Origin of the sequence: Pseudalkalibacillus sp. Hm43, from assembly GCF_051842935.1 — a bacterium.
In the GTDB taxonomy this organism is placed as follows: domain Bacteria; phylum Bacillota; class Bacilli; order Bacillales; family Fictibacillaceae; genus Pseudalkalibacillus.
In genome coordinates this window covers 1,217,404-1,241,319 of sequence record NZ_JBPXRR010000001.1, presented here as the reverse complement: position 1 = coordinate 1,241,319, position 23,916 = coordinate 1,217,404, and the positions used below count along the sequence as shown (strand labels likewise).

The window sequence follows — 23,916 nt, the reverse complement described above, 5'->3', positions numbered from 1 at the left end:
ACTCATTGCTTATTTAACTTTAATGTGGCCGAAGTGAAAGGCAGAGGTCTTTCGAATTTCGACATCGAAACCGAATTGGGCGAATCGGTTGCTCTTATAATGATCTTTCAACACGACACGCTCTCGAGCGACCCGCTTTGCCTCTTCGATGATTTCTTCAGAAATCGGTTCGTACACTGCAAAGTCCTTCAGCGGTGCAATGCCATCTGAAGTGACGATCGTTTCCTCGAACATCGGATCGAAATAGACGACATCAAAACTATCTGTTTGACATTGCCGCAAATAATCCAGATGATCCCCCTCCTTCACCTCAACACGACGCATCGCTTCATAAATCAGAGGATTTTCATCTTCATAGACTTTCAGGCCAAGTGTTGTAAGTAAAGCAATCGTCGAACTCCCTTCAATACCGACGACTTTACCATTCTTTCCGACTACAAAGCTCGCAACGATACTGTCCGAAGCCCACCCCAATGTACAATCTAAAATGGACATCCCTTCTCTCAATCGAGCATTTCGTACAAGAGGGTCGTCCTCTCCTCTCATCAATCGTTTGATTCTGAAAAGCGAGGAATTCGGATGGAAGAATACAGGACTGGAAGACCCTTTCGGATAAAAGAGAAATCTTTCTCTTCGCACGACAATGATTCCGTCTTCCACGAGGTCCATCATTTTATCAATCGAGCGATCCTGCCGATCCACATACGGTATCCCTAGCTCGTTACCGACTTCTTTTGCCCGATGTTTCAATTCGATTTTCGCTTTTCCACCAGTCGTAATGATCATTTCTAAACACCTCGAAAAAATAGGTTTGTACACAAAAATTCCACTAGTGTCCCCGTTGCATATAAGGCAATTGTACATATTTTGTAGTAAGACAGAACAGATTATATCAAATTTGGAGGGGAAGTCTGTTGGAAAAGATGAAAAAATATATGCCTAAGAAAAAGGAAATGGACTACGGATATGATCATTGTTATCCGATGCACCATGGTTATGGATACGATGGATACTGCGATGGATATGGTCATGGATTCACGATCATCGTCGTTTTATTCATTCTCTTGATCATCGTCGGTTGCGCCTGTGCCGGTGGGGGAAAAGGTAAAGACCACTAATCGCTGATTCAAGTGAATTCGCTCAATGCCTACTAAAGTGTAAACTACTCCAGTGTGTTTTTTTGCATGTCAAAAACAGCCAAACTCATTAGATCTGATTGTAAGATATCACAATCGGATCTTTTTTTATGCAGAATTATCCATACATTCCCATCATCAAGTGTATAATATCCACATATCATCTGTTTGATTTGGAGGAAATCATGAGAAATTCATTTTTACATACGTACAGTACCCTTTTGTTCCGTTTCAAGAAAACCATCATCTTTCTATGGTGTATCCTTGCGATTGCACTCGGGCTGTTCGCCTGGAAAATGCCTTCAATTCTTGAAGGCAGTGGTTTCGAAACCAAAGGCTCTTTCAATGAGACTCAAAAGATCCTTAAAGAAGATTTCAATCAACCGAAATCGTCCATGACGATCGTCATAGAGTCAGAAAGCTATAAGGCTGATTCAGATGAATTCAAGAATTACGTGCGAGATACAATCGAAGACTTAGAGGGAGTGGATCATCTTTCAAGCATCACCTCCCCCAACCAAAACACAAAAATGGCCAAAGACAATATCGCTTACATTCTTCTCGGATTTGATAAAAGTTTTACCGAACTGAAAGATTCCATTGAACAGATCCGAGAGAACCTGGAAGACACTGAGGATTTCAATGCGAGTCTGACAGGCGGCGCGGTCATTTCTGAAGACATGAACAAAGCTAGTCAAGAAGATTTGAAGCGAGCTGAAGCCATTGGTATCCCTGCTGCGCTCATCATCCTTCTTTTCGCATTCGGTGGCGTTGTGGCAGCATTCATTCCACTACTCATCGGCGTCGTAAGTGTCGTCAGTTCTCTCGGGATCCTTTATTTCATCGGACAGGAGCTTGATTTGTCCATTTTCCTGTTGAACGTCGTCCCGATGATCGGTCTTGCACTTGGAATCGATTTCGCATTACTCCTTGTTAATCGGTTCCGTGAAGAGATCGATAAGAGATCCATCGAGCAAGCGATTGACGTTTCAATCCAAACTGCCGGCAGGTCGATCGCCTTTTCCGGGCTCTGCGTGTTCCTAGGACTCTCTTCCATGCTGTTCATCGACATCGATATTTTCCAAACGGTGGCGATCGGGGGGATGGTCGTCGTCATCTTATCGGTGATCTGTGCCCTTACATTCCTCCCTGCAGTTTTAGGGATACTGGGACACAAAATCAATAAATGGAAAGTTTTAAAAGCAAAAGAAAAGAAAGTGAGCAACTGGTATCGATTCGCCCAATTCGTCATGAAGCGTCCGGTTTCCATGTTCCTGATTGCACTCGTCATTCTCATCACGGCGATCCTGCCCCTAGGCAACTTGAACTTGACCATTCCGGAAGCCGAAGCCTTACCGAAGTCATACGAATCGAGACAGGCGTTCGAGACGTTCAAAGACACGTTCGGTGAACAAGAGTTGTATCCTGTCACGATGATTGTTGATGGTGGAGAAGAGCTCCTCGACTCGAAGGAAACGTTGGATGATCTGGAAGATCTGCAAAACGAACTGAAAGATGAACCCATCGTAGATCGAGTCGAATCCGTCTTCTCAACAACAGGTGTACCACCCGAACAACTCCATTCCATGGTGGAATCCGAAACACTTCCTTCCGGTCTGAATAAAGCGGTTGAGTCGTATGTTCAAGAGGATAAGTCCATCTTCCGAGTCTATCTGAACGTGGATACGACATCCAGCCAAGCGAAAGACTGGGTTCGAGAGTGGAACGGGACTTATGAGGAATATGAACTGATTCTGGGAGGAAACAGTAAATTCACCCAGGAGATTTTCGATGAAATCTATGAAAAAGCACCATATGCCGTGGCTTTCGTTCTCCTTACCACCTATATCATATTGTTGATTGCGTTCCGTTCACTATTCATACCGTTAAAAGCCATCGTGATGAATGTGATCAGCTTGAGTGCAACATTCGGCATCGTCGTATGGATTTTCCAGGAAGGGCATTTCGTCGACCCTGTTAATGGCATCGGTCTGATGATTCCAGTATTCACGTTCGGTATCGTATTTGGACTCAGCATGGATTACGAGGTCTTCCTCATTTCCCGCATCCAAGAATATTACGAGGAAACGAAGGACAATGACTATGCGACCTTGATGGGCTTGACATCAACGAGTAAAATCATCACATCCGCTGCGTTGATTATGATCGTTGTGACAGGCGCGTTTGCGTTTACCGGCGTTGTGCCCGTCAAACAAATGGGGGTATCGATCGCGCTCGCAATCTTCCTCGACGCAACACTCGTCCGGATGGTCCTCGTTCCTTCCCTTATGAAGCTGATGGGCCACTGGAATTGGTGGATGCCGAAGCTCAGGAAACAGCGACAACCGAATCATTGACTTAAAAAAGGACCCAAGCACTGGGTCCTTTTTCTATCGTTTTATCCGCGACTGACCGCTTTCTTCGCGTTCAATGCAGCAAAACTGATTGTGATTACACAAATGATTACGATCGCTGTCAAACCTTTCACAAGTTCTTCCCACACCCAACCGTCGATCAACACCGCACGCATGCTCTCAAATATGTACGTCGTCGGGTTGATGACTGCTGCTACTCTCAGCCATTGCGCTTCAATCAGCTCATACGGAACGAACGTGGTACTCAAAAAAATGAGAGGGAAAAAGATGAGCGTACCGGCCTGTGCAGCCTGTGCATTCTTCGTCCGTAAAGCGACGCCAGCAGAATAGCCTGCAAATGCAAGCCCCCATCCGATTGCGATGAGTATGACCACAAGCATCCCACCGACACCGGTTGCCACTTCCAAGCCTAACAGAAGTCCTACGACAAGGATTAGTATCGTCTGGACACAGAGCTGGAGCATTCCGGCGATAATCGGACCTAGAACAATCGCCAGCCGTGAAGACGGCGTCAACAACAGCTTGGAGAAATATCCATTTTCCAGGTCTCGAACGAGGGATTGCCCCGCTCCACCAGCCCCACCGATGGCAGCAGAAACGATCGATACCGGTAAAATGAATGCCAAATAGTTGGCTCCCTCGAATTCCGGTAGCTCAGAAATGCCACTTAATCCGCCCTCATACACGAATAGGAAAAACAAACTGATCATCAAGTTCGGAATGAAGGTGAAAGGGTTACGGAGCGTGACTAACACGCTTCTTTTGGTATGTAGATACGTCTCGACGAAAAACGAAGCTTTGCTCATGCCTGCTCCACACTCCTTTGTGACTTTTTCAAACGCTCACCCGTAACGTTCAGAAACACATCATCCAATGTCGGAGGCGAGACGTTCAGTTTTACCAATGGGATGTGGGATTCATCGAGTTGTCGGATCATCTCTGGCAATTGTGCCGTACCGTTTTCAATGTAAATTTGCAGTTGCTCCTTCAAGTCGATGACATTCTCGGATTTGTTTGTGAACAGTTCCTTCGCGCTCAGTGCGTCATCCCGCGATTCAAACTGTAACGTGACGAGATCCACACCGATCGAGCTTTTCAATTCCTCTGCGGTTCCCGTTGCGACGATGGTTCCCTTGTCTATGATACTGATCCGATCCGCCAATTGGTCCGCTTCTTCCAGGTATTGTGTCGTTAAAAAGATCGTCGTACCGAGCTCTTTATTGAGATGCCGGATTTCTTCCCATACCGCTTTTCGGTTCATCGGATCAAGTCCAGTCGTCGGTTCATCGAGAAAAAGCACCTTCGGGCTATGTACGAGAGCGAGCGCCAAATCAAGTCGACGCCTCATACCACCGGAATAGTTGCCACACTGACGATCCGCATCACTAGTCAAATCTACAAGTTCAAGCAGCTCGTTTGCCCGCTCTTTCGCTTGCGAACCATTCAAACCGAACAACCTCGACTGGAGGATGAGAAGCTCTCTGCCTGTCAAGTTCGGGTCCACACCCGTTTCTTGCAGTGCAACTCCGATGTTTTGGCGAATTTTTTCGGGTTCTTTTTCCGTATCATAACCTGCAACGGTGATGGATCCTGCTGTAGGAGTCAATAACGTGGTCAGCATTTGGACGGTCGTCGATTTCCCAGCTCCATTCGGTCCGAGAAAAGCGAAAAACTCCCCTTCGTCTACTTCAAAGGTCACATCCTTCACTGCTTGTACATTCCCCTTGAACGTTTTCGCAAGATTTTCAACACGGATGATTGGTGAAGTCATTGCCATCACTCCTTTTTGTAATAAGAAGAAAAAACCCTATCAAATCAAAATTTGATAGGGTCTGCATCGTTGTCATCCTGTTTTTTGTATGCCCTTTTTATTTGCAGTGGGTTTCAAATGCGTTCGTCAGGTTCTGGACGATATCTTCCGGATCATGGTCTTCAATTTCTTCTCTTGGTACGAAGTGGACCAATTCTTTACCTTTCAACAGTGCGATTGAAGGAGAAGATGGTTCAACATCCAAGAAATAAGAACGCATGACTGAAGTTGCGACTTTATCTTGGCCGGCAAATACAGTTACAAGGTGGTCTGGTGCGTTTTCAAGTTGAGCTGCTGTACGTACGGCAGGACGTGCTAGACCTGCAGCGCAACCACAAACAGAGTTGATCATCACGAGTGTCGTACCTTCAGCGTTTTCCATATATTCATCGACTTCTTCAGGTGTGCGAAGCTCTTTGAAACCTGCTTCTGTCAATTCATCTCTCATTGGTTGTACAAGTTGTCTCATATATTCTTCATATGCCATGGACATGGAACATACCTCCATTATTCTTTGTCTTTCATTAACTTTATCATGAGGTCATTGAAACATCAATTGACTTTCCGTTACTTGCCTTTTTGAATCGTTTCCGTCATCTGTTTCCATACGGAACCTTTCGCTTCTTCCCCGCCTTCAATCCGTTCTAAAGCCATATTCACTTGCATCGCCACTTCGAATTCAGGGTCGTCTTTCGCTGCTTTCAATGCTGGAATCGCTGACTCGTCTCCAACTTCATATAAAAACATCGCTGCACGCCAGCGGACGAGTTTGTTCTTGTCCTTCAACGAATCGATCATCACTGGAATTGCCTCTTTAAATCCGAGGTCCGACATGCAATCTCCGGCCGTTCGACGGACTGTCACACTTTTATCCTGGAGTGCTTTCGTCATGTATGGAAGCACTTCTTGGTCTTCAATCATACCTAGGTAAACGGTTGCCAGACGACGAATAGATGTTTTCTCATCATCCAACGCTTTTTCCAGTACAGGAAGATCCATTTTCGTCGGTTCCATCTGTTCGAGCGCTGCGTAACGATCTTTCCAATCAGGCTGTTCCATCATATCCATCGTCACTTTGTACGCTTGTTTTCGCTTAGAGATGTCAGCCGTATTTTGTTCAAATGCCTGCTCCTTCAAGGCAGATAGACGTGCGTCATCATAAGCGGCACTGATTTCTTCTGCCACTTCTTTACCGACCTCATCCATGTCACCGTAACGTGGACTTTGCTCGATCCATTGACGCTCCATCACAACATTGTCTGAAGCACTTTGAGCCGCCATGACGGTTTCCATGAATCGGTCTGGTAAACCGACTCGCTCTTCCGTTTCACCTTTGATCAGTTTGATTTGCATCGGAATACGACGGAACTTTTGGATGAACACTTTGATCTCTTCAAAATCTTCATCCTTTTCCTCTTGCTCCGCCTCTACCTCAGCTGTTTCATCTCCCATCACTTGACGGGCTTTCGGCAGAATCACTTTCCAATCGTGCTTCGCATTCCGTTCGAGCGCGATGAAATCAGCAACATAGTAAAGTCCTTTCACACCTTCGATGCTTAACAATGCATTCAACGGTGCGGGTGCTTCATCTATCTGGTCTGCTTTGAAATTCATGTTTTTCCCGCTCGGTAAGGCTTCATCTACAATCAACTTCATTGTATTCGGACTTGGTGTCGGTTCGATACCGCGCAGTTTCATAATACAAAAACCCCTTTCTGAAACGTTCCTTGCCTCTACTCAAAATATAACATACGTATGAAGAAATCTCATATCGTTCGGCTCGCAGAGAATTGTCTTTCATTGTCATATGTTTGTAACTTTTGTAGTTTTATGTTAAAAATGTTCATTTTTCTGAAAAACGGGTATATAAAAGTATAGGTTTCATCCATTCATTATTTTAAAGGAGAGGATATGATGAAGAAGCTCCCAGTCGAAGGCAGAGTCATCCGCATTACAGAAGACCGAATCGTCACTGTACAAGGACAACAAGTCATCACCTATAATCGAGCTTATTATGAGATTGTCCCTCCAACCTATCAGGATCAACCTGCATAAGCACTCATACTTAATCAACAGCATACGCAAGTCAAAAGGGTTGACCTGATGCAGGTCAACCCTCTTACTGTCTTTTCTTCAATTCGTCCATCACCGATACAACACGAGCATGGACCGTTTCAATGTAATCCTTGTTTGGTATGTTTCGGCTTCCTCTATACGAATGGAGCTCTAAAATTGAACTCGTTTGTGCTGCCACTTTTTGTTGCAGTTCGTTCAATGGTTCTTCGATTTGTGCCGATCGTTCCATTCTAACCCTGTCTTCTGTATCTTTCTGTTCCGTAGACAGTTCATTCAGTATGAAAAACATCGTCGCACAAACGCCATGTTTACAGATCGGCTTCTCATCAGGACAGGAGCATACCACCTCATAATCGTTCAAAATCGGTATACCGTCTTCCAGCCTGTAGTATCCTCGAACTTCATACGGATCATGCTGCCCTTCAATCTGGCACTCGAAATGATTCGGAAACACCTGAAAGCCATGGACACGATGATCGTTGTAAAGGTTCATTCCTTTTTGGAACCTGGTATAGTCCACACGTTCTGAAAACTGATTCAACCATTGTTGGAGTTTCGTTTCCGACTTTCGCCCTTTTTTCGTCATGAGTGCAGCACCTTCTCCCGTAACCGAATCAGCTCAATCAATTCTTTATCGCTCATTTCCGTCACCCATTGATCTTCATGACTGACGATTTGTGAGGTGAGATGGGACTTCCGATCAATCAATTTATCGATTCCTTCTTCAAGCGTCCCTTTCGTAATCATTTTATACACGCTCACGTTTTGCTCCTGACCGATCCGGTATGCACGGTCCGTTGCCTGGTTTTCAACCGCAGGATTCCACCAACGGTCGAGATGGATGACATGATTGGCTTCGGTCAGATTCAATCCGACTCCACCCGCTTTAATTGACAAGATGAATACGCATTTCTTCGATTCCGTTTCCCGGAATTGCTTCAGCATCTGTTCACGCTTCTGCGACGGAATGCCTCCATGTAAAAAGAACACCTTCATTTCAGTGGTTTCCTTTTCCAACAATCCCTTCAGTAAATCACCCATTTTGACATATTGAGTGAAGACGAGGGCTTTTTCCCCTTCCTTCACCTTACTGTCTAAAATTTGCAGAAACTCGGTGATCTTCCCGGAGTGAGAAGCAATCGGTTCATCCCACGTCAACAAGGATGGATGGTTACAAACCTGCTTCAATTTCGTGATGCCACCGAGTATCGTGCCTCGTCTTTCCATTCCAGTCGTAGACTGAAGCTTTTCTCGGATCTGATCGACGACCATCTGATAAAGGGAGGCTTGCTCCTTCGTCAGCTGACAATGGATTTTCGTCTCCGTTTTTTCCGGCAACTCTTCGACAATGGACGTCTGTTGCTTGGATCGCCGCAATAAGAACGGCTGTATCAAGCGTTTCAATACTTCGACCCGTTCTTTTTTACCTTCCTTTTCAATCGGACGGATGAACTGTTGGCTGAAGGAACTCCGGTTGCCAAGGTAACCGGGATTCAAGAAATCCGAAATCGACCAAAGCTCCTCCAAGCGGTTTTCCATGGGCGTTCCGGTCAGAGCAATCCGGTGAACTGATTTTAACGAACGGACCAGACGACTTTGTTTCGTAGTCGGGTTCTTGATCATTTGCGCCTCATCTAGGATGACCGCATTCCACTCCTCGTTTTCAAATAGATGTTGATCCCGTAAAAGCAGCGCGTAGCTCGTAATGAGTACATCTTCACCTTTAAGTTCATGTTGGAAGGTGGGCACATCTTTAGCCCGGTCCGCTCCATGATGCACTTTTGAATTCAATGATGGGGCGAAGCGTTCTAATTCCCGTTTCCAATTGCCAAGAACCGATGTCGGGCAAATGATCAGATGAGGCTTCGCTTCCCGCTTGATATCCAACAAATACGTGATTGCCTGGATCGTTTTCCCGAGCCCCATGTCGTCTGCAAGGCAAACACCGATCCTTTTGTCCCGATGCGAACGCATCCATTGAAAGCCTTTTTTCTGATAAGGACGGAGCACACCTCGGAAACTTTCTGGAATCTCATATTGTTCTTCGGTTGGTGTTAGGAAATACTTCAGATAGTCTTGCACTTCACGGTCCATGTGGAGATCGATGTCCGAATCGAAATCCTGATTTTTGGCGTTCACACCAACTAATGTCGCAAACGATGCTTTACTCCGGATGATCGGATCTAGCTCACCGATTTCCTCGAAAATCTCTTCAATTTTCGATTGCGGCAGCATGATCCATTTACCGTCTTTTTCAATGATGTATTGCTGTCGGTAGACGAGTCGTTTGAACTCTTCGACTGACAGCTCGATATCACCGATCGCAATCTGCCAGTTGAAGTTCAATAAACTGCTCAATCCGACCCCTTCTCCATGGTCGTTTTTCACGTTCAGAGAGACCGATACATCCTCTCGATCCATCGATTCGAGCGTCAAGCCAGCCGGGAACGTCAATTGGATGTCCATCGACTTCAGTACACTCAAGTTTTCATGGAGCGTACGCATCGTATCGAGCGAAATTTCTGCCGTCCCGGATTGTCGAAGTTTCCGTTGGGACTGATAGAGCGCATCATCCATCTGAACGAGGTAATTGATGCGGTCATCTACCCAGTTTTTAATATATGAACGGACGATCCGCTGATCATCCATCGGTAGTCTCAATGATTCCCCTTCTTGTTCACCTGTGATGTAGATCTGCACGCCCCAATGTCTCATCTCTTCGTCATCCATAGGGAAGCAGTTGATGTCCATCGATCCGACGGTAAAACCTGTCTGGATGAACGGCTGCTTGAAGTTGACTAGCCCTTTTTCCAATGTACGGAAGGAATCTGTGCTGATTGGCGCATGCCACTTCCGCACTTCACGAATCAGGATGTGCAATTGTTGAAGCTCCGACTTCTGATCGACGATATGGAAAAAGCTCGCATTTGAAGTTAGAAGCGCTTTTTCCCATCGGACCATGATATCTGAATGTTCCACAGTTAAGCCTTCCAAATCGATTTCAGGTCCAGAGGTGAGATGGACTTTGATGATCTGGTCCGCCCAGATGTCGATCATCAGATTTTGCCACTCGCGGATTGGGAACGTTGAAAGATGCTCAAATGAGAAGATAAGTGGTGAGGCGGATTTCAACCAATCGGAAAGCGCTTGACCTTCGAGTACGGTTCTCGCAATCATCCACTGCGCATAGGCATAATGCCGCTTCTCTTTCGTGATTTCATAGATTGTCGGGAAGTATTGTCCGCCCCGTATGAGTGTTTCAAGACTTCTCGCGACTGTCTCCCAATACACGAAACTTTCACCGAAATAAAAGGAGCCCTTTGTCGTATGTGCGACTGGCTGCTGTAAAAAGAGGTACACCCGCCACATGTCGACGAGCAGTCCTTCCACTTCGTAATGCTTTTCATCCCAATCTACGATGAGCGTTTTGCTCTCTTCTTTTTCACTTGTGAAAACATGCGAAATCCCCGATTCCCCAAGCAGCCAGTGCAACCTGGACTTGCTGATGGAAATCGGTTCGCCATTCGGGCGTGTGACCCATATGAGAAACTTCCCGCGTTCGTCGAGGGAAGGTATGAATGTCATTTGTAAGTGATAGTATGTAATCATCGCCTAACTCCTATTGGAACGAATTTATCCCATAAAGACCATTTTATCACAAAAAAGCACTCCATAAAAACTTCCATCGGAAGGGATCGAGTTGTTGTCAAAAAAAGCCCACGTATGTATCGTGGGCATTTGTCTAACGGGACGTCAGTTGGCGGATCGGACTATCCATCGCAGCCATCGAACGAACCTCTCCTAACGGGATCGGCACTTCAAGAAATCCATAGACGTAAGGTGTGTATTCATACAGCTGGTAAAAAAGCACGAGATCCTCGTCTGTTAGGTAAAACTCCTGATCATCCGTAATCGTCTGTATCTCGTTGATCAACTGGATGTTTTCCTTTTTTACATAGTCCTTCACATAGCGGGTCAGTCTCGTTTTGTAATAGCTGTTCTTCGAAAACAGTTCAGGGAACGTATAGTTGTGCCCTGTGAGCGTTGAAAAAGTGAGTGCCTTCTGGATTTGCATCGGGTGGGCAGCATGCTCTATGAAATAAAAGAGGATGAGTACGACGCTGTAGACGCCATTCCGGTTCACTTTCGTTTCATATCGGACCTCCACAGTGGTGGCATCGGGTTGGTTCCCCTCCTCCACTAGCTCATCCACTAACTCCCGGATCTCCCTATTGATCTTTGCCTCCGCTTTTTTGTCCTTCATATCCACAAGTTTTGGATACGAAACTTTCACAATCTCATGTTCTTTCTTTATCGTAATCACTTTAACTGGTTTAAATTTATCATACATTCCATTCCCTCTTTCCAATTGGGGACTAGGCGTCTATCATGAATGGTATATCTTATTCATTTCGGGATGGAGTGGTGTCTATGATTCGGAAAGCGACGATTGATGATGTGACGCAAATTGCTGAAGTCCATGTGTCAAGCTGGAAAACGACGTATAAAGGGATTGTGAGTGATTCGTTCCTTGCTCAACTATCGGTTGAACGTAAAATTGAGCAATGGACTCAGGTCATCCAGCAGACTGGCGGATTCATGTACGTAGCTGAAGAGAATGGGAGAATTGTAGGTTTTGTGAATGGCGGCAGACGTCGGATTGAGGAGATTCCTTACGACGGCGAGATTTATGCAATCTATTTGTTGAGTGAATGTCAGGGGAAAGGGTTTGGGAAGCGATTATTTGAAGCGTCCGTGGACTGGATGAAAAGCGAAGGCTTGAATTCCATGTATGTGTGGGTGTTAGAAGAGAATTCATCGAAGTTTTTCTATGAAAAGATGGGTGGACGAGCATTTAAAGAGGATCAGCTTGAAATTGAAGGGGTTAAACACACCGAAATTGCATACGGGTGGGAGTTTTAAAGTGAGGTTTTAGAAATTTAGGGATCGGTTTTAGAAAAACAGCTGGGTGTTTTAGAAATTTCGGGGGTGGTTTTGTAAAAATCCCTTGCGGTTTTAGAAAAATGACCACCTGTTTTGTAAAATAGGTCTTTAGTACGACAAAAATCTGACCCCGCTCGTTTGGGATCAGATTTTTTTACCGCTAATCAAAGGATTTTTTCTCGACACCATCGTAGATGTCTTCCAATTCGGTCAGGAAATTCAGCAGGAGAGGTCCTGGAAGCTGCTCCTGAATTTCCTCTATTTCAGGCATCGCTTCCAGCTCATCATAACTCGGGGGCTTTGGTTCTAGCTGCTCATACCAGAACTTCAGCTTTTCTACCATCTCGTAAAAATGCTGTTCAAATCGCTCTGCCCACTCAGCCCCTTCATCTCCAGAGGTTTTCTGCATGTGGCTCCAATCATCGAGCGCTTTCTGAAACGTATTTTTCACCTGTTCAAAATCACTTGCTGACATTGGATCCTTCTGCGGCATTAACGACTTCAGCGCCGAGCGTATTCTTAAAGTGGCCAAGCGCCCATTCATGACCAGCCTGGTTGAAGCTCTGGACTGCATCTTCGTGAACGACGATCTTGAATCCTTTGTTGTAGGCATCAATTGCAGTATGTAGCACGCAAATATCGGTACATACCCCGACGAGATGAAGCTCTTGCACTCCGCGTTCGCGGAGTTTCAGTTCCAGGTCCGTCCCTGCAAAAGCGCTATAACGCGTTTTGTCCATCCAGTACACTTTATCTTTCACTTTTTCATAGTACTCGCCAAGTGAACCGTATTGATAGCGTCCAGCAGTGCCACGGATGTTATGAGGCGGGAACAGGCTGTTCTCTGGATGATGCGGATCGTTTTCGTCATGCACATCCACTGCGAAAACGACATACTCCCCTGCGTCCACAAACGTCTTCGTCAATTCTGTAATCCGAGCTTCAATAGCCTGGCCTGGCTCTCCACACGTCAAACGACCGTCATCTGCCACAAAATCATTCGTATAATCGATTACGACTAACGCTTTCACGTCTTGAATACCCCCTTCATTATTCTACTTTCATTATAACAAAGTCTTTGTCAGGAAGTTTCTACTACAATCCCGGATTTTTCTGTGAAAAATCTCCGATTATCTGTAAGAATCCAATTTTTTCTGTAAAAAATTCAATTAATTGTGTAAGAATCACAGTTAATTCTGTAAGTTTTCCGATTTATTCTGTAAAAATGAAAAAGGACTGACTCCACGTCAGTCCTCTCATCATCAAATTATTCTAGAACAATCCTTCTGCTTTCCCGTCGTCGGTGACGTCCATGTTCAGTGCAGCTGGTTTTTTCGGCAAACCAGGCATCGTCATGACGTTTCCTGTCAGCGCGACGATGAATCCAGCTCCGATGGAAGCTTTCAACTCACGGATCTGAACGCGGAAACCTTCCGGACGTCCGAGCAGCGTCGGATCATCCGACAGTGAATACTGTGTTTTTGCCATACAGACTGGAAGGTTGTCCCACCCAAGATCTGTGTATTCTTTCAATTGTTTCTTCGCTTTCTTCGAGAAGTCTACGCCTTCAGCGCCGTAAACCTTCGTCACGATCGTCTCGATTTTCTCTTCGAGCGATTGGTCCAATGTATAAAGCGGTTTGTAGTTGTTTTCACCCGTGTCGATCATGTCGACGACCTTCTGAGCAAGCTCTTCGCCGCCTTTTCCGCCGTCAGCCCAAACTTTTGCGACCGCAACTTCGACGCCTTTCTTCGCACACCATTCTTTTACAAATTCCACTTCGCGGTCGGTATCCTTCACGAAATGGTTCAATGCAACAACGAACGGCAATCCGAACGACTGAACGGTTTCAATGTGCTTCTCGAGGTTGACCATTCCTTTTTCCAAAGCGGCCAAGTCTTCTTTCTGGAGCTCATCTTTCGGTACACCACCATGCATCTTCAACGCACGGACCGTTGCGACGACAACGACGAGGTTCGGGTCGATTTCACCGTAACGAGCTTTGATATCAAGGAATTTCTCTGCCCCAAGATCCGCACCGAAACCGGATTCTGTCACAACGTAATCGCCAAGCTTGGAAGCCATTTTCGTCGCGATGACACTGTTACAGCCGTGCGCGATGTTCGCGAATGGTCCGCCGTGAATCAATGCTGGCGTATTTTCTAATGTCTGAACGAGGTTCGGCTTGATCGCATCTTTCAATAAGAGCGTCAACGCACCTTCCACACCTAGATCTTTTACCGTAACAGGCTCTTTATTTACATCATAAGCCACGACCATGCGGGATAGACGCTCTTTTAAGTCGCGGACATTACGTGCAAGGCAGAAAATCGCCATGATTTCAGAAGCGACCGTAATGTCGAAGCTGTCTTCACGCGGTACACCTTGCACAGCGCCGCCAAGCCCGACCACCACGTTACGTAACGCACGGTCATTCATGTCGATGACACGCTTCCAAACGATGCGGCGCGTATCAATGTTCAGTTCGTTCCCTTGATGGATATGGTTATCAATCAACGCAGAAAGTGCATTGTTCGCTGTCGTAATCGCATGAATATCACCTGTAAAATGAAGGTTGATTTCCTCCATCGGCATGACCTGGGAGTAACCGCCGCCCGCAGCACCGCCTTTGATTCCCATGCTCGGTCCAAGGGATGGCTCGCGGAGTGCGATGACTGATTTTTTGCCGATTTTATTAAGAGCTTGTCCAAGACCGACTGTTACCGTCGATTTCCCTTCCCCTGCAGGTGTCGGGTTGATCGATGTGACGAGGACGACCTTTCCGTCTTTCGTATCCTTCAATCGGTCCATCACATCTAATGAAATTTTCGCTTTATAACGTCCGTATGGTTCCCACTCTTCTTCCGTCAAGTTCAATTGTTCAGCAATTTGTTGAATCGGTAAAAGCTCGGCCTCTTGGGCAATTTCAATGTCTGATTTCACTTTCGTATTTTCAACCATTTGACGTTCCTCCATCTTCTACATGATTTCTCTTTTTAACGTCTGCACATGAATAGATGTGCCTTCCATTATCAACGATAACAATAGTTTTTGGAAAATGAAAGCACTTTCATATAGAAAGGATTATTTTAATTTCGTACCTTCAGGAGACTGTTCTATCTTCTTCTCTTTCATCAGTTTCCCCATCGCTCGTTTGAAAGCTGCTTTCGATAATCCGAATGCCCGTTTGATGTCATCCGGGTTGGATTTATCGTTAAAGCGCATGAAACCGTCGTTTTGTTCCAGGTACGAAAGAATCTGTTGCGAATCCTCTTCGTAAGCGATCTCTTTGGGTGCTTTTAACGAGGCATTGACGCGACCGTCTTCCCGCACGAAGGTTACGCGCACCTGTAGACGTTGTCCCAGTCGGAGACGCTGACCACCTTCATCTCTATGTAAAAAGGCGATGTGCCGGTCGTCCGTGAAGATCATTGCTCCTTGTTCATTGAAGCGGTATACGTGACCCGTTATGTACTGGTTTCGGAGCGTTTCAGGAGCAGGCTCTGAAAGCGTCTCGATCTCTTCATTTGAAGCACGATCTGCAAATAACCGACCTTTTTTATCTGTACGAAGTCCGCAATACAACTTGTCACCTTCCTGTGGCCAGATAGAACGTTCATTCGGTAGATCGTCCTTTGATAAAAGGATGTCTTTCTTGATGCCGATGTCCATAAACACGCCAAGCTTCGGTTGTACGCCGACAATTTCCAGCCACGCGATGCTGTTCATGTCAATGAATGGCATTGTCGTTGTTGCAGCGAGACGTCCTTCATGATCATGATAAAGGAACACTTTCACTCTTTCATTTTCCTCAAGACCTTTTTCCGTTTCTGCTCGGTGAAGAAATACTTCTTCCCTTTTGGCGTTCATGAGCATATATCCAAGCTCGGTTTCACGAGAAACGACTAAATTTACAATTGTTCCAACTTCTAATGTATTCATCTATACAACTTCCTTTACTCGCTTTGTCTTCATATTCTATCCCATTATATCAGAATCATTGATTGGGATAATCGCAAAATTCGATAATGGTTCCTTGGGTGGAGGCTGGGTTCAAGTAAATGAGCCTTCTGCCTAACTGGTTCGTCCGATACGTATCTTCTAGGAATCGGATCCCATCTTTCCGACTTTCTTCAATAGCTTTATCCAGGTCTGGTACCCGGTATGCTATATGATGGACGCCTTTCCCTTTTTGCCGGATGAACCTGGCGACTGGTGACGTATGGGAAGTCGGCTGCAGGAGTTCGATCAGATCACCCTTCACTTTTACCGCAGCAACATGCACTTCAACTCCAGGCGTGTCGCTAGTATATCGATGATCGAGTTCACCTCCGAGAATATCTATGTAAAATTGGAGCGCTTCATCCAAGTCACGGACGGCAATACCGATATGATCCAATGTTTTTTCCACGGGTCATCATTCCTTTCACTAGTTTAACGTTGTATGGTTCAGGTAATGGTATAGTATAATAAGTAGGAATTCATCTCTAAAGGAGGAAGATCATGCCAAAAGTTACAGTACCCGACCATGGAACATTTGAAGTAGAAGAAGGTAAAAAGCTCGTCTTAGCGCTTGAAGACAATGGAATCAATATCCTCCACCGCTGCGGGGGAAAAGCGAAATGCACCACATGCCGCGTCGATGTTGAAGGCGGTGACTTTGGAGATCTGACCGACATTGAACAAGAAGCTTTCTCCAAAAAAGGCATTCAGGAAGGATTACGTTTGTCTTGCCAGGTTCGTGTCACTGAAGATGTAACTGTACGACCAATCATGACCGAAGAAAACTCCGAAATGGATGCAGGACCACGCCCAGCTGAATAATGGACTCATGTTTGGAGGACTTCGGTGAGCCGAAGTCCTTTTATATTATTGAACGTCTTTCCCTTCCCACTCTGCTAAAAATTGTTCCACGAACTGTTCGATGAATGTGTGGCGTTCTTCAGCTAGACGAATGCCTTCTTCTGTATTCATCAAGTCCTTCAACTTGAACAATTTTTCATAAAAATGATTGATGGAGGTGCTTTTTCCTTGGCGGTACTCTTCTTTTGTCATCTGTTGTGTTCGGGCAGGGATCGCTGGGTCGTACATCGCCTGACCTTTTGCACCTGAGTACATGAACGTCCGAGCAATGCCGATCGCTCCTAGAGCATCCAATCGGTCGGCGTCTTGCACCACTTCTCCTTCAAGCGTACTCATTCCCTTTTCGGGACCACTGCTAAACGACATCGTCGTGATGATCTCGACGATATGATCCATCTCTTTCTTTTCGATTCCTTCTTTTTTGAGGAGTTGAATAACTTCCTTAAGAGCAGTTTCTTCATCGCTGAACAGCTTGTCATCAATGAGATCATGGACAAGGGCTGCCAGTTCGCAGATCTTCAAATCTGCTCCTTCCACTTTTCCGATTTGTATCGCGAGCATACGAACCCGGTCGATATGCGCCCAATCATGCCCAGTCGAGTCCTTTATTAACTTTTCCATGACGAACTTCTCAATGTTCTTCAACATTCTTACCTCCCACAAAAGTAAAAAACAGCATCTCAGGAATGCTGTCGCTGTTATGAACTGGGTACGATTTCTTGATTTTTCACGAACCGCTTCGCATCATATGTACTTTGAGCACCAGATTGTTTCATCGCTTCCAATAAGGCAATGTAATAGCTGCCATCAAACCGGACTTGTACCTTCAATGTTGTTTCAATCGCAACATTCACGAGCTCATCGTCCGCATCCGTATACTTTTTCCCGAAATAGATGAAAGCAATGTCATCATCTGATAGATGAAAACCTTTGCTGCTCAAAAATTGAATGAATTCACCCGTAGATCTGTGACGCATATGTCTTTTGCCCTACCTCTATCTGAAAATTTATACATTCATTTTACCATAAATGAGAGGAAGTGGAACAAAAGCTCTAATATTTCGCTAACCTTCTACACGTTTCGACGATAACGATTCCCCAAGCATCTGCAGTCTTCTACCGATTGAGCAATCGCGGTTGCAGAAGCTTTGTGCATAATTTTTCCCATAGTCCTTTTTGAACGCTTCACACACGAAACAATCCCTGCAATAGGTTTTCAAGGTCCATTCAATTTCCTCTGTCACAACCTTTCTTTCCAATCGTCTCACTCCTGTACGTTCATTTACTTTCAGTATGCCTTTTCTAGTTTTATTTTATTGATGGAATCGTGGTGTATACCTTTTATCCAAGAGAAAACCACTCGCTATGGAGTGGTCAGTCTCTGTTGTTCTCTTCTAACACTTTGATGAGCTCCCGCGTATAGTCCGGTAAGTCAGGCGGTCGCCTGCTCGAAACGATGTGACCATCCACCGTCACCGCTTCGTCCCTCCAGACTGCGCCAGCATTTGTCATATCATCTTTTATGCCTGGTGTACTTGTCACCACTTTATCTTTAAGGATGTCGGCTGAAATCAAGACCCATCCAGCATGACAGATTTGTCCGATCGTCCGTTTCTGGTCATTCATGTACTGGACGATTTCAATCACTTTCTTATCGCGACGGAGTTTATCGGGTGCCCAGCCGCCTGGAACAAGAATTCCGTCGTATTCGTAGTAGTTCACGTCTTCATAGCTGTAATCGGCAACTGCCGGTACACCGTACTTTCCTTTGTATTCCTTGTTCTCTTCGGCACCGACGATGTGGACGGTGACGCCTTCTTCACGTAAGCGGAGTACTGGGTACCATAGTTCTAGATCCTCGAAATCATTTTCAACCAATGCCATAACTCTAGTGTTCGACAGCCTCATTGTGTGAACCTCCTTTTTACAAAACATTCGTACAAATGTCCATCTTACAGACCGTAAAAGAATCTGTAGCTAGATATGGTAGTACCTATTCCCAACTTGTATGATAAAATAAACGTTAAGTCGAGGGGATTTTTGGAGCTGCTCACTTCGTTCGGTGCTCGAAAAGCGTTTTTTCCCGTTTTCAGGGTGCGAAAGTGCCGCATACGGGGTGCGAAATCTGATTTTTCCCGTTTTCGGGGTGCGAAAGAACCTCTTGCGGTACCCGAAATCCGATCTCCACCGATTTCGGGGTGCGGACGGTAACAAATTTTTACAATTATAGGTGATTAGATGATAGACGTTTATGTAGATGGTGCCAGTTCAGGTAATCCTGGACCGTCTGGCGCAGGTATATTTATAAAAGGAGCTCCGGATGGAAGTCATTCCTACTCCATCCCGCTCGGTGAGATGTCGAACCATGAAGCAGAGTACCATGCTCTTATCCACGCATTGAAAATCTGCATCGACAAAGGTTACAAAATCGTTTCATTCCGGACCGACTCACAGCTAGTCGAACAAGCCGTCGAAAAGGAATATGTCAAAAAGAACGTATACCAGCCCCTCCTTCAACAAGTTCTTGTGTTGAAAGACGAGCTGGATCTGTTTTTCATCAAGTGGATTCCGAGTTCGCAAAACAGGAATGCTGATAAACTCGCTCGTGAAGCCATCCAAAAGAACGCTTAAATCTTTGTAAAATCCAACTCTGTAGCTGTCTTCTTTCGAAGGCGGCTTTTTCGTTCGCGCTTCTTTTTAACATATGGATTGATTTCAAGCGTTTGTGTTAAACCGTGTACCAGTAAGTTCATCATCAAAATGACGAACGAAAACCCTAGAATCGGTCCAAAAACAAGCATCGGGTTGAACATATATTCAGACCAATACTTTCCGATCAGTCCACCCCACTCATTCGACATCGTAAATGATTCCGTTATGATGACAACTTCTTTTCCTTCTATACGTTCATCCATTTTATATGTCTCACTTCCACCGATGAACACCTGGAGGATTCCTAAATGGACAAAGATGATCAGGACCGTACTGATTTGTTGAAGGAATAACACAAACATTTTTGGTACTAGGAACCTAGATACATGTTTTCTAAAAATGTGGAAGACGCCTCCCCCCAATGTAGGCGCATTTTGGATGAACTCGACTTTATAAACCTGTTCTAATTCCTTTGCGATCAGATTTGATAGTACGGGAACAGATAAAAAGATAATGACGACCGCAGGAAAGACGATCTTCGTTTCTAACGTATAGCTCCATGTAAAAATGACGAGGACAGGTCCAACGAGTAAATAAATGAAAATCACAAATGGAGCATAATGGAGTGTATCAAATAAACCATCGAATGTAAGGCGAGCTTTTTTCGGTGAAAGATACAATAAAAATCCGCCAAAGAAAGACAAAATCATTTGTATGAGACTGATGATGGCCGCTAGTGCAATCGTGTATTTGGCCCCGTCTATAACCCGATACAGATAATTTTCCCCCAGGTTATCTGATCCTAAAGGATACTCTAAGGACGGTTCGAAAGGCGCACTGTCATAAGGAAGACCCTCCTCATCATATAGGATCGTTACACGTTCTCCATCATATTTCAGCCAGGCCTCATACCCGAAGCTTAGCGTAAGTAGAACCGTTAATCCGATAAAGCTGAATACAATCCATGGATTTCTAATGAGTTTAAGCAGCATCTTCCATTCCCCTCCTTACTTTCGTTTCCGCAACTGACATCTTAATAAGTGAAGACAATACACTGATCAAGAAGTAAGGAAGGTAAATCATCAAGACCCCTACGATGAACAATGATGGATTCAATGGTCCATTCTCCACCAAGAACATCATGATTCCATTATAATTCATGAAGATCTCTATCATTAGCCAATTGGACAGCATGATCCAAAAGATCGTCTTGAAATGATTCCTTAAAGTCGGAATCGCATTGCGGAAAATATGGATACTGACGATCTTGAACCTTGCAACTCCCTTTCCTTTTGCGAGTTCCACGTATAATTGGTCTTCTTGATCTTCAAAAGCCAGCAATAGATATTTTACGAAATACACCGTTGGCAATATGGATAAGACCAATATCGGAAAAAATATGGCCTCGTCTCCATATGAATGGGTGGTATTGAACAGTACCACCCCCGTTTTTTTGAACACCATGATGATGGCAAGTTGAACGATCATGATGAAAAACACATCAGGAAGTGATTTTAAGACTGTGAGCATTGCCTTAAAAGCTCTTCTTACTTTTTTATTTGTCATCATGATGATGTGAACTGAGATGACAGAGAGACAAACGGCTACAACTAATCCACCTAAAAAGTAGGATGCAGACTTGAAGTAAAGTTCACTCAGTTCAGGGAATACAGGCAAGTCCTTACCGACTTTCGTCGAATAGGTCATCTCCCAAAACGTTCCGACTTCTCTCAGTGAAAGTGCAACTTGATCGAGGTATCCTTTCCAGTTGAACATGATGTCATCTGACATGTAGCTCGCATTTCCTAATATGTCCTTATTGAGCAGATAGAGGATTTCTTTGTTCACTTCCATGTTGAATAACAGAAATGGAAGACACCCGAACAAGATGATGCTCAAGACTGTCAGTAATGCTTTAAAACCGGATATTGCTAGAAATTTCCCCATAAAAAAGACCCCACTTTATTTTCTATAAAGTAGGGTTTCGACAAAATTCTCTTATTCCCTTTAATTGTTATTTATGTTATGTTCTTCCTTCCGTTAAATCTTTGAAAAATCCAATTCAGCAGCTTCCTTGTTTTGAAGGCGGCTTTTTTGTTTCCTTTTCTTTTTACCATATGGATTGATTTCAAGCGTTTGCGTCATGCCATGCACGAGCAGGTTCATCATCAAAATGACAAACGAAAACGCCAAAATCGGTCCGAAAATGAGCCAAGGGTATGCTATATAAAGTGACCAATACTTACCGATCAATCCACCCCACTCATTTGATAAAGTGAAGGTCTCAATCATAACACCACCATCTACACTTTCTGCCATTTTGTATGTTTCACTACCTCCGATGAACACCTCTAACACGCCTAAATGGACAAAGATGATCAACACCGTACTGATCTGTTGGAGGAACAATACAAACAGCTTCGGGATGAGGAATTTGGAAACATGCTTCCGGAAAATGTGGTAGACGCCACCTCCCAAGGTTGGTGCATTTTGAATAAACTCCACTTTATATAAATCCTCTAATTCCTTTGCAATCAGAGTGGAAAGCACAGGAACAGATAACAAAACGATGACGATGGCAGGAAAAATGATTCTCGTTTCAAGTGAGTAACTCCATACAAAGATATCAATGACTGTTCCCGCCAACAAATAAATAAAAATGGCGAAAGGCGCATAATGGAACGTATCAAATAAACCATCTGCAGTCAGTCTTACTTTTTTAGGTGCAATATATAGTAGAAATCCACCGAATAAAGATAAGATGATCTGGACGAGGCTGATTGAAGCTGCCAATCCGATCGTATACTTGGCTCCATCTACTATTCGATACAGATAATTTTCTCCTAGACTATCCGACCCTAACGGATACTGAAAAGAGGGCTCGAACGGCGCACTATCATAAGGCACACCATCCTCATCATATAAAACAGTAACCCGATCTCCATCATCTTTTAGCCATGCTTCATATCCAAAACTGAATGTCAGTAAAACCGTCAATCCAATAAAACTGACTAAAAACCACGGGTTACGTATCAATTTAAGCAGCATCTTCCATTCCCCTCCTAACGATTACTTTTTGAACAGACATCGTCATGAGTCCTGATAGTAAACTGATCGTATAGTAAGGGATGAAAATCATGACAACTCCTAAAATGAACAATGTCGGATTCAACGGTCCATTTTCCAAAAGGAACATCATGATCCCATTAAAGTCCATGAATATTTCAACCATCAACCAATTGGACAGCATAATCCAAAAGATTGTCTTGAAATGATTTTTTAAGGTAGGAATCGCATTACGGAAAATATGTAAACTCACGATACGAAAACGAACAACGCCCTTTCCCTTCGCAAGTTCCACATATAACTCTGACTCCTGATCCTCAAAAGCCAATAATAGAAATCTCACAAAATAAACCGTCGGCAATATCGCTAACAGCATGATTGGGAAAAAGATTGCTTCATCCCCGAATGAATGTGATGTATTAAACAACACCACATCCGTACGTCTGTATACCCAGATGATGATCAGTTGTGTAAGGATGATGTAAAACACATCCGGAAGGGATTTCATGATGGTCAATATTCCTTTAAGTACTCTTCTCACTTTCACGTTAGTCATCATAATGATGTGGACTAACATGACAGACAAGCTAACCGCTACTACTAATCCACCGAGAAAATAGGCAGCTGATTTTACATATAATTCTCTCATTTCTGGGAAGACAGGTAAGATTTGACCCGTTTTCGTCGAATACGTCATGTCCCAAAATGTAAATAGTTCCTTAATTGAAAGCGCAACTTGCTCGAAGTAAGCTCGCCAGTTGAAAATGATATCATCAACCAAGTAGCTCGCATTCGACATCATCTTTTTATTGATCAGATAAAGAATTTCTTTGTTCGACTCCATATTGAATAACAAATACGGAAGACAACTGAACAGGATGATGCCGGTAATGGTAAGCCCACCCTTCACCAATGAAACAGCCAATAAATTTCGCATAAAAAGACCCCACTTTATATTTTCTATAAAGTAGGGTTTCGACAAAGTTCTATCGTT

At 44.4% G+C, this 23,916-nt stretch carries 27 protein-coding genes; 6 read left to right on the top strand and 21 right to left on the bottom strand.

The window, feature by feature from the left end; translation table 11 throughout:
* Nucleotides 1–9: 9 nt before the first annotated feature.
* On the bottom strand, nucleotides 10–786 hold the full coding sequence (locus tag ACSVDE_RS06580) for a class I SAM-dependent methyltransferase (protein WP_439300133.1): 777 nt from the start codon (nucleotides 784–786) through the stop codon (nucleotides 10–12).
* A gap of 137 nt (nucleotides 787–923) precedes the next feature.
* On the opposite strand from ACSVDE_RS06580, the gene ACSVDE_RS06575 reads away from it, so the two are divergent.
* Nucleotides 924–1,118, top strand: coding sequence for a YjcZ family sporulation protein (locus ACSVDE_RS06575; RefSeq protein ID WP_439301943.1), 195 nt, complete (start codon nucleotides 924–926; stop codon nucleotides 1,116–1,118).
* 203 nt (nucleotides 1,119–1,321) lie between these two features.
* Nucleotides 1,322–3,493 (top strand): MMPL family transporter, encoded by a 2,172-nt coding sequence (locus ACSVDE_RS06570; RefSeq protein WP_439300132.1) that lies wholly within the window; start codon nucleotides 1,322–1,324, stop codon nucleotides 3,491–3,493.
* 41 nt (nucleotides 3,494–3,534) lie between these two features.
* Here the strand turns inward: ACSVDE_RS06570 and ACSVDE_RS06565 are convergent, their stop codons facing one another.
* The 4 genes from ACSVDE_RS06565 to ACSVDE_RS06550 form a co-directional block, all read right to left on the bottom strand.
* Nucleotides 3,535–4,317 (bottom strand): ABC transporter permease, encoded by a 783-nt coding sequence (locus ACSVDE_RS06565; protein ID WP_439300131.1) that lies wholly within the window; start codon nucleotides 4,315–4,317, stop codon nucleotides 3,535–3,537.
* Complete coding sequence (locus tag ACSVDE_RS06560; protein ID WP_439300130.1) at nucleotides 4,314–5,282, bottom strand: ATP-binding cassette domain-containing protein; 969 nt, start codon at nucleotides 5,280–5,282, stop codon at nucleotides 4,314–4,316. Before ACSVDE_RS06560 ends, ACSVDE_RS06565 begins: the two co-directional genes overlap by 4 nt.
* Before the next feature lie 97 nt (nucleotides 5,283–5,379).
* Nucleotides 5,380–5,814 carry a BrxA/BrxB family bacilliredoxin gene (locus tag ACSVDE_RS06555; protein WP_439300129.1) on the bottom strand — a complete coding sequence of 145 codons (435 nt, stop codon included), beginning with the start codon at nucleotides 5,812–5,814 and terminating at the stop codon, nucleotides 5,380–5,382.
* Nucleotides 5,815–5,888: 74 nt separating this feature from the next.
* A complete protein-coding gene (locus ACSVDE_RS06550; RefSeq protein ID WP_439300128.1) occupies nucleotides 5,889–7,019 on the bottom strand; it encodes a conserved virulence factor C family protein in 1,131 nt (376 codons plus the stop codon).
* Nucleotides 7,020–7,235: 216 nt separating this feature from the next.
* Here ACSVDE_RS06550 and ACSVDE_RS06545 point away from each other — a divergent pair, with 216 nt between their 5' ends.
* Nucleotides 7,236–7,376, top strand: coding sequence for a hypothetical protein (locus ACSVDE_RS06545; protein ID WP_439300127.1), 141 nt, complete (start codon nucleotides 7,236–7,238; stop codon nucleotides 7,374–7,376).
* 64 nt (nucleotides 7,377–7,440) lie between these two features.
* Here ACSVDE_RS06545 and ACSVDE_RS06540 read toward each other — a convergent pair whose 3' ends face one another.
* The 3 genes from ACSVDE_RS06540 to ACSVDE_RS06530 all read right to left on the bottom strand — a co-directional run bounded on the left by ACSVDE_RS06540 (nucleotide 7,441) and on the right by ACSVDE_RS06530 (nucleotide 11,748).
* The gene (locus ACSVDE_RS06540) at nucleotides 7,441–7,983 is read right to left on the bottom strand and encodes an SWIM zinc finger family protein (RefSeq protein WP_439300126.1); all 543 of its coding nucleotides are present in this window, start codon (nucleotides 7,981–7,983) and stop codon (nucleotides 7,441–7,443) included.
* Entirely contained in the window at nucleotides 7,980–11,006 is a 3,027-nt protein-coding gene (locus ACSVDE_RS06535) for an SNF2-related protein (protein WP_439300125.1), read from the bottom strand. Before ACSVDE_RS06535 ends, ACSVDE_RS06540 begins: the two co-directional genes overlap by 4 nt.
* 133 nt (nucleotides 11,007–11,139) lie before the next feature.
* Complete coding sequence (locus ACSVDE_RS06530) at nucleotides 11,140–11,748, bottom strand: DUF3298 domain-containing protein (RefSeq protein WP_439300124.1); 609 nt, start codon at nucleotides 11,746–11,748, stop codon at nucleotides 11,140–11,142.
* Between the two features lie 80 nt (nucleotides 11,749–11,828).
* Here ACSVDE_RS06530 and ACSVDE_RS06525 point away from each other — a divergent pair, with 80 nt between their 5' ends.
* On the top strand, nucleotides 11,829–12,320 hold the full coding sequence (locus ACSVDE_RS06525) for a GNAT family N-acetyltransferase (protein WP_439300123.1): 492 nt from the start codon (nucleotides 11,829–11,831) through the stop codon (nucleotides 12,318–12,320).
* A gap of 181 nt (nucleotides 12,321–12,501) precedes the next feature.
* Here the strand turns inward: ACSVDE_RS06525 and ACSVDE_RS06520 are convergent, their stop codons facing one another.
* The 5 genes from ACSVDE_RS06520 to ACSVDE_RS06500 all read right to left on the bottom strand — a co-directional run bounded on the left by ACSVDE_RS06520 (nucleotide 12,502) and on the right by ACSVDE_RS06500 (nucleotide 16,752).
* Nucleotides 12,502–12,816, bottom strand: a complete 315-nt coding sequence (locus ACSVDE_RS06520) for a hypothetical protein (protein ID WP_439300122.1) — start codon at nucleotides 12,814–12,816, stop codon at nucleotides 12,502–12,504.
* Nucleotides 12,803–13,372 carry a cysteine hydrolase family protein gene (locus ACSVDE_RS06515; RefSeq protein WP_439300121.1) on the bottom strand — a complete coding sequence of 190 codons (570 nt, stop codon included), beginning with the start codon at nucleotides 13,370–13,372 and terminating at the stop codon, nucleotides 12,803–12,805. The genes ACSVDE_RS06520 and ACSVDE_RS06515 overlap by 14 nt, the downstream gene beginning before the upstream one ends.
* Before the next feature lie 241 nt (nucleotides 13,373–13,613).
* Nucleotides 13,614–15,302 (bottom strand): formate--tetrahydrofolate ligase, encoded by a 1,689-nt coding sequence (locus tag ACSVDE_RS06510; RefSeq protein ID WP_439300120.1) that lies wholly within the window; start codon nucleotides 15,300–15,302, stop codon nucleotides 13,614–13,616.
* 123 nt (nucleotides 15,303–15,425) lie between these two features.
* Nucleotides 15,426–16,283 (bottom strand): CvfB family protein, encoded by an 858-nt coding sequence (locus ACSVDE_RS06505; RefSeq protein WP_439300119.1) that lies wholly within the window; start codon nucleotides 16,281–16,283, stop codon nucleotides 15,426–15,428.
* A gap of 55 nt (nucleotides 16,284–16,338) precedes the next feature.
* Entirely contained in the window at nucleotides 16,339–16,752 is a 414-nt protein-coding gene (locus tag ACSVDE_RS06500) for a VOC family protein (RefSeq protein ID WP_439300118.1), read from the bottom strand.
* Between the two features lie 92 nt (nucleotides 16,753–16,844).
* Between ACSVDE_RS06500 and ACSVDE_RS06495 the strand changes: the two genes are divergently transcribed.
* Complete coding sequence (locus tag ACSVDE_RS06495) at nucleotides 16,845–17,165, top strand: 2Fe-2S iron-sulfur cluster-binding protein (RefSeq protein ID WP_439300117.1); 321 nt, start codon at nucleotides 16,845–16,847, stop codon at nucleotides 17,163–17,165.
* Nucleotides 17,166–17,210: 45 nt separating this feature from the next.
* Here ACSVDE_RS06495 and ACSVDE_RS06490 read toward each other — a convergent pair whose 3' ends face one another.
* The 4 genes from ACSVDE_RS06490 to ACSVDE_RS06475 all read right to left on the bottom strand — a co-directional run bounded on the left by ACSVDE_RS06490 (nucleotide 17,211) and on the right by ACSVDE_RS06475 (nucleotide 19,112).
* The gene (locus tag ACSVDE_RS06490) at nucleotides 17,211–17,852 is read right to left on the bottom strand and encodes an HD domain-containing protein (protein ID WP_439300116.1); all 642 of its coding nucleotides are present in this window, start codon (nucleotides 17,850–17,852) and stop codon (nucleotides 17,211–17,213) included.
* A 50-nt stretch (nucleotides 17,853–17,902) separates the two neighbouring features.
* Nucleotides 17,903–18,181 (bottom strand): DUF6123 family protein, encoded by a 279-nt coding sequence (locus ACSVDE_RS06485; protein WP_439300115.1) that lies wholly within the window; start codon nucleotides 18,179–18,181, stop codon nucleotides 17,903–17,905.
* Nucleotides 18,182–18,268: 87 nt separating this feature from the next.
* On the bottom strand, nucleotides 18,269–18,463 hold the full coding sequence (locus tag ACSVDE_RS06480) for a zinc-finger domain-containing protein (protein ID WP_439300114.1): 195 nt from the start codon (nucleotides 18,461–18,463) through the stop codon (nucleotides 18,269–18,271).
* A gap of 115 nt (nucleotides 18,464–18,578) precedes the next feature.
* Complete coding sequence (locus ACSVDE_RS06475) at nucleotides 18,579–19,112, bottom strand: type 1 glutamine amidotransferase domain-containing protein (protein ID WP_439300113.1); 534 nt, start codon at nucleotides 19,110–19,112, stop codon at nucleotides 18,579–18,581.
* Between the two features lie 330 nt (nucleotides 19,113–19,442).
* On the opposite strand from ACSVDE_RS06475, the gene ACSVDE_RS06470 reads away from it, so the two are divergent.
* The gene (locus tag ACSVDE_RS06470; RefSeq protein ID WP_439300112.1) at nucleotides 19,443–19,835 is read left to right on the top strand and encodes a reverse transcriptase-like protein; all 393 of its coding nucleotides are present in this window, start codon (nucleotides 19,443–19,445) and stop codon (nucleotides 19,833–19,835) included.
* Here the strand turns inward: ACSVDE_RS06470 and ACSVDE_RS06465 are convergent.
* The 4 genes from ACSVDE_RS06465 to ACSVDE_RS06450 all read right to left on the bottom strand — a co-directional run bounded on the left by ACSVDE_RS06465 (nucleotide 19,832) and on the right by ACSVDE_RS06450 (nucleotide 23,859).
* Complete coding sequence (locus tag ACSVDE_RS06465) at nucleotides 19,832–20,848, bottom strand: hypothetical protein (RefSeq protein WP_439300111.1); 1,017 nt, start codon at nucleotides 20,846–20,848, stop codon at nucleotides 19,832–19,834. The genes ACSVDE_RS06470 and ACSVDE_RS06465 overlap by 4 nt on opposite strands.
* A complete protein-coding gene (locus tag ACSVDE_RS06460) occupies nucleotides 20,838–21,803 on the bottom strand; it encodes an ABC transporter permease subunit (protein WP_439300110.1) in 966 nt (321 codons plus the stop codon). Before ACSVDE_RS06460 ends, ACSVDE_RS06465 begins: the two co-directional genes overlap by 11 nt.
* A 93-nt stretch (nucleotides 21,804–21,896) precedes the next feature.
* Nucleotides 21,897–22,904: a hypothetical protein gene (locus ACSVDE_RS06455; protein WP_439300109.1), complete on the bottom strand. Its 1,008-nt coding sequence runs from the start codon at nucleotides 22,902–22,904 to the stop codon at nucleotides 21,897–21,899.
* On the bottom strand, nucleotides 22,894–23,859 hold the full coding sequence (locus tag ACSVDE_RS06450) for an ABC transporter permease subunit (RefSeq protein WP_439300108.1): 966 nt from the start codon (nucleotides 23,857–23,859) through the stop codon (nucleotides 22,894–22,896). Before ACSVDE_RS06450 ends, ACSVDE_RS06455 begins: the two co-directional genes overlap by 11 nt.
* Between the last annotated feature and the right edge of the window lie 57 nt (nucleotides 23,860–23,916).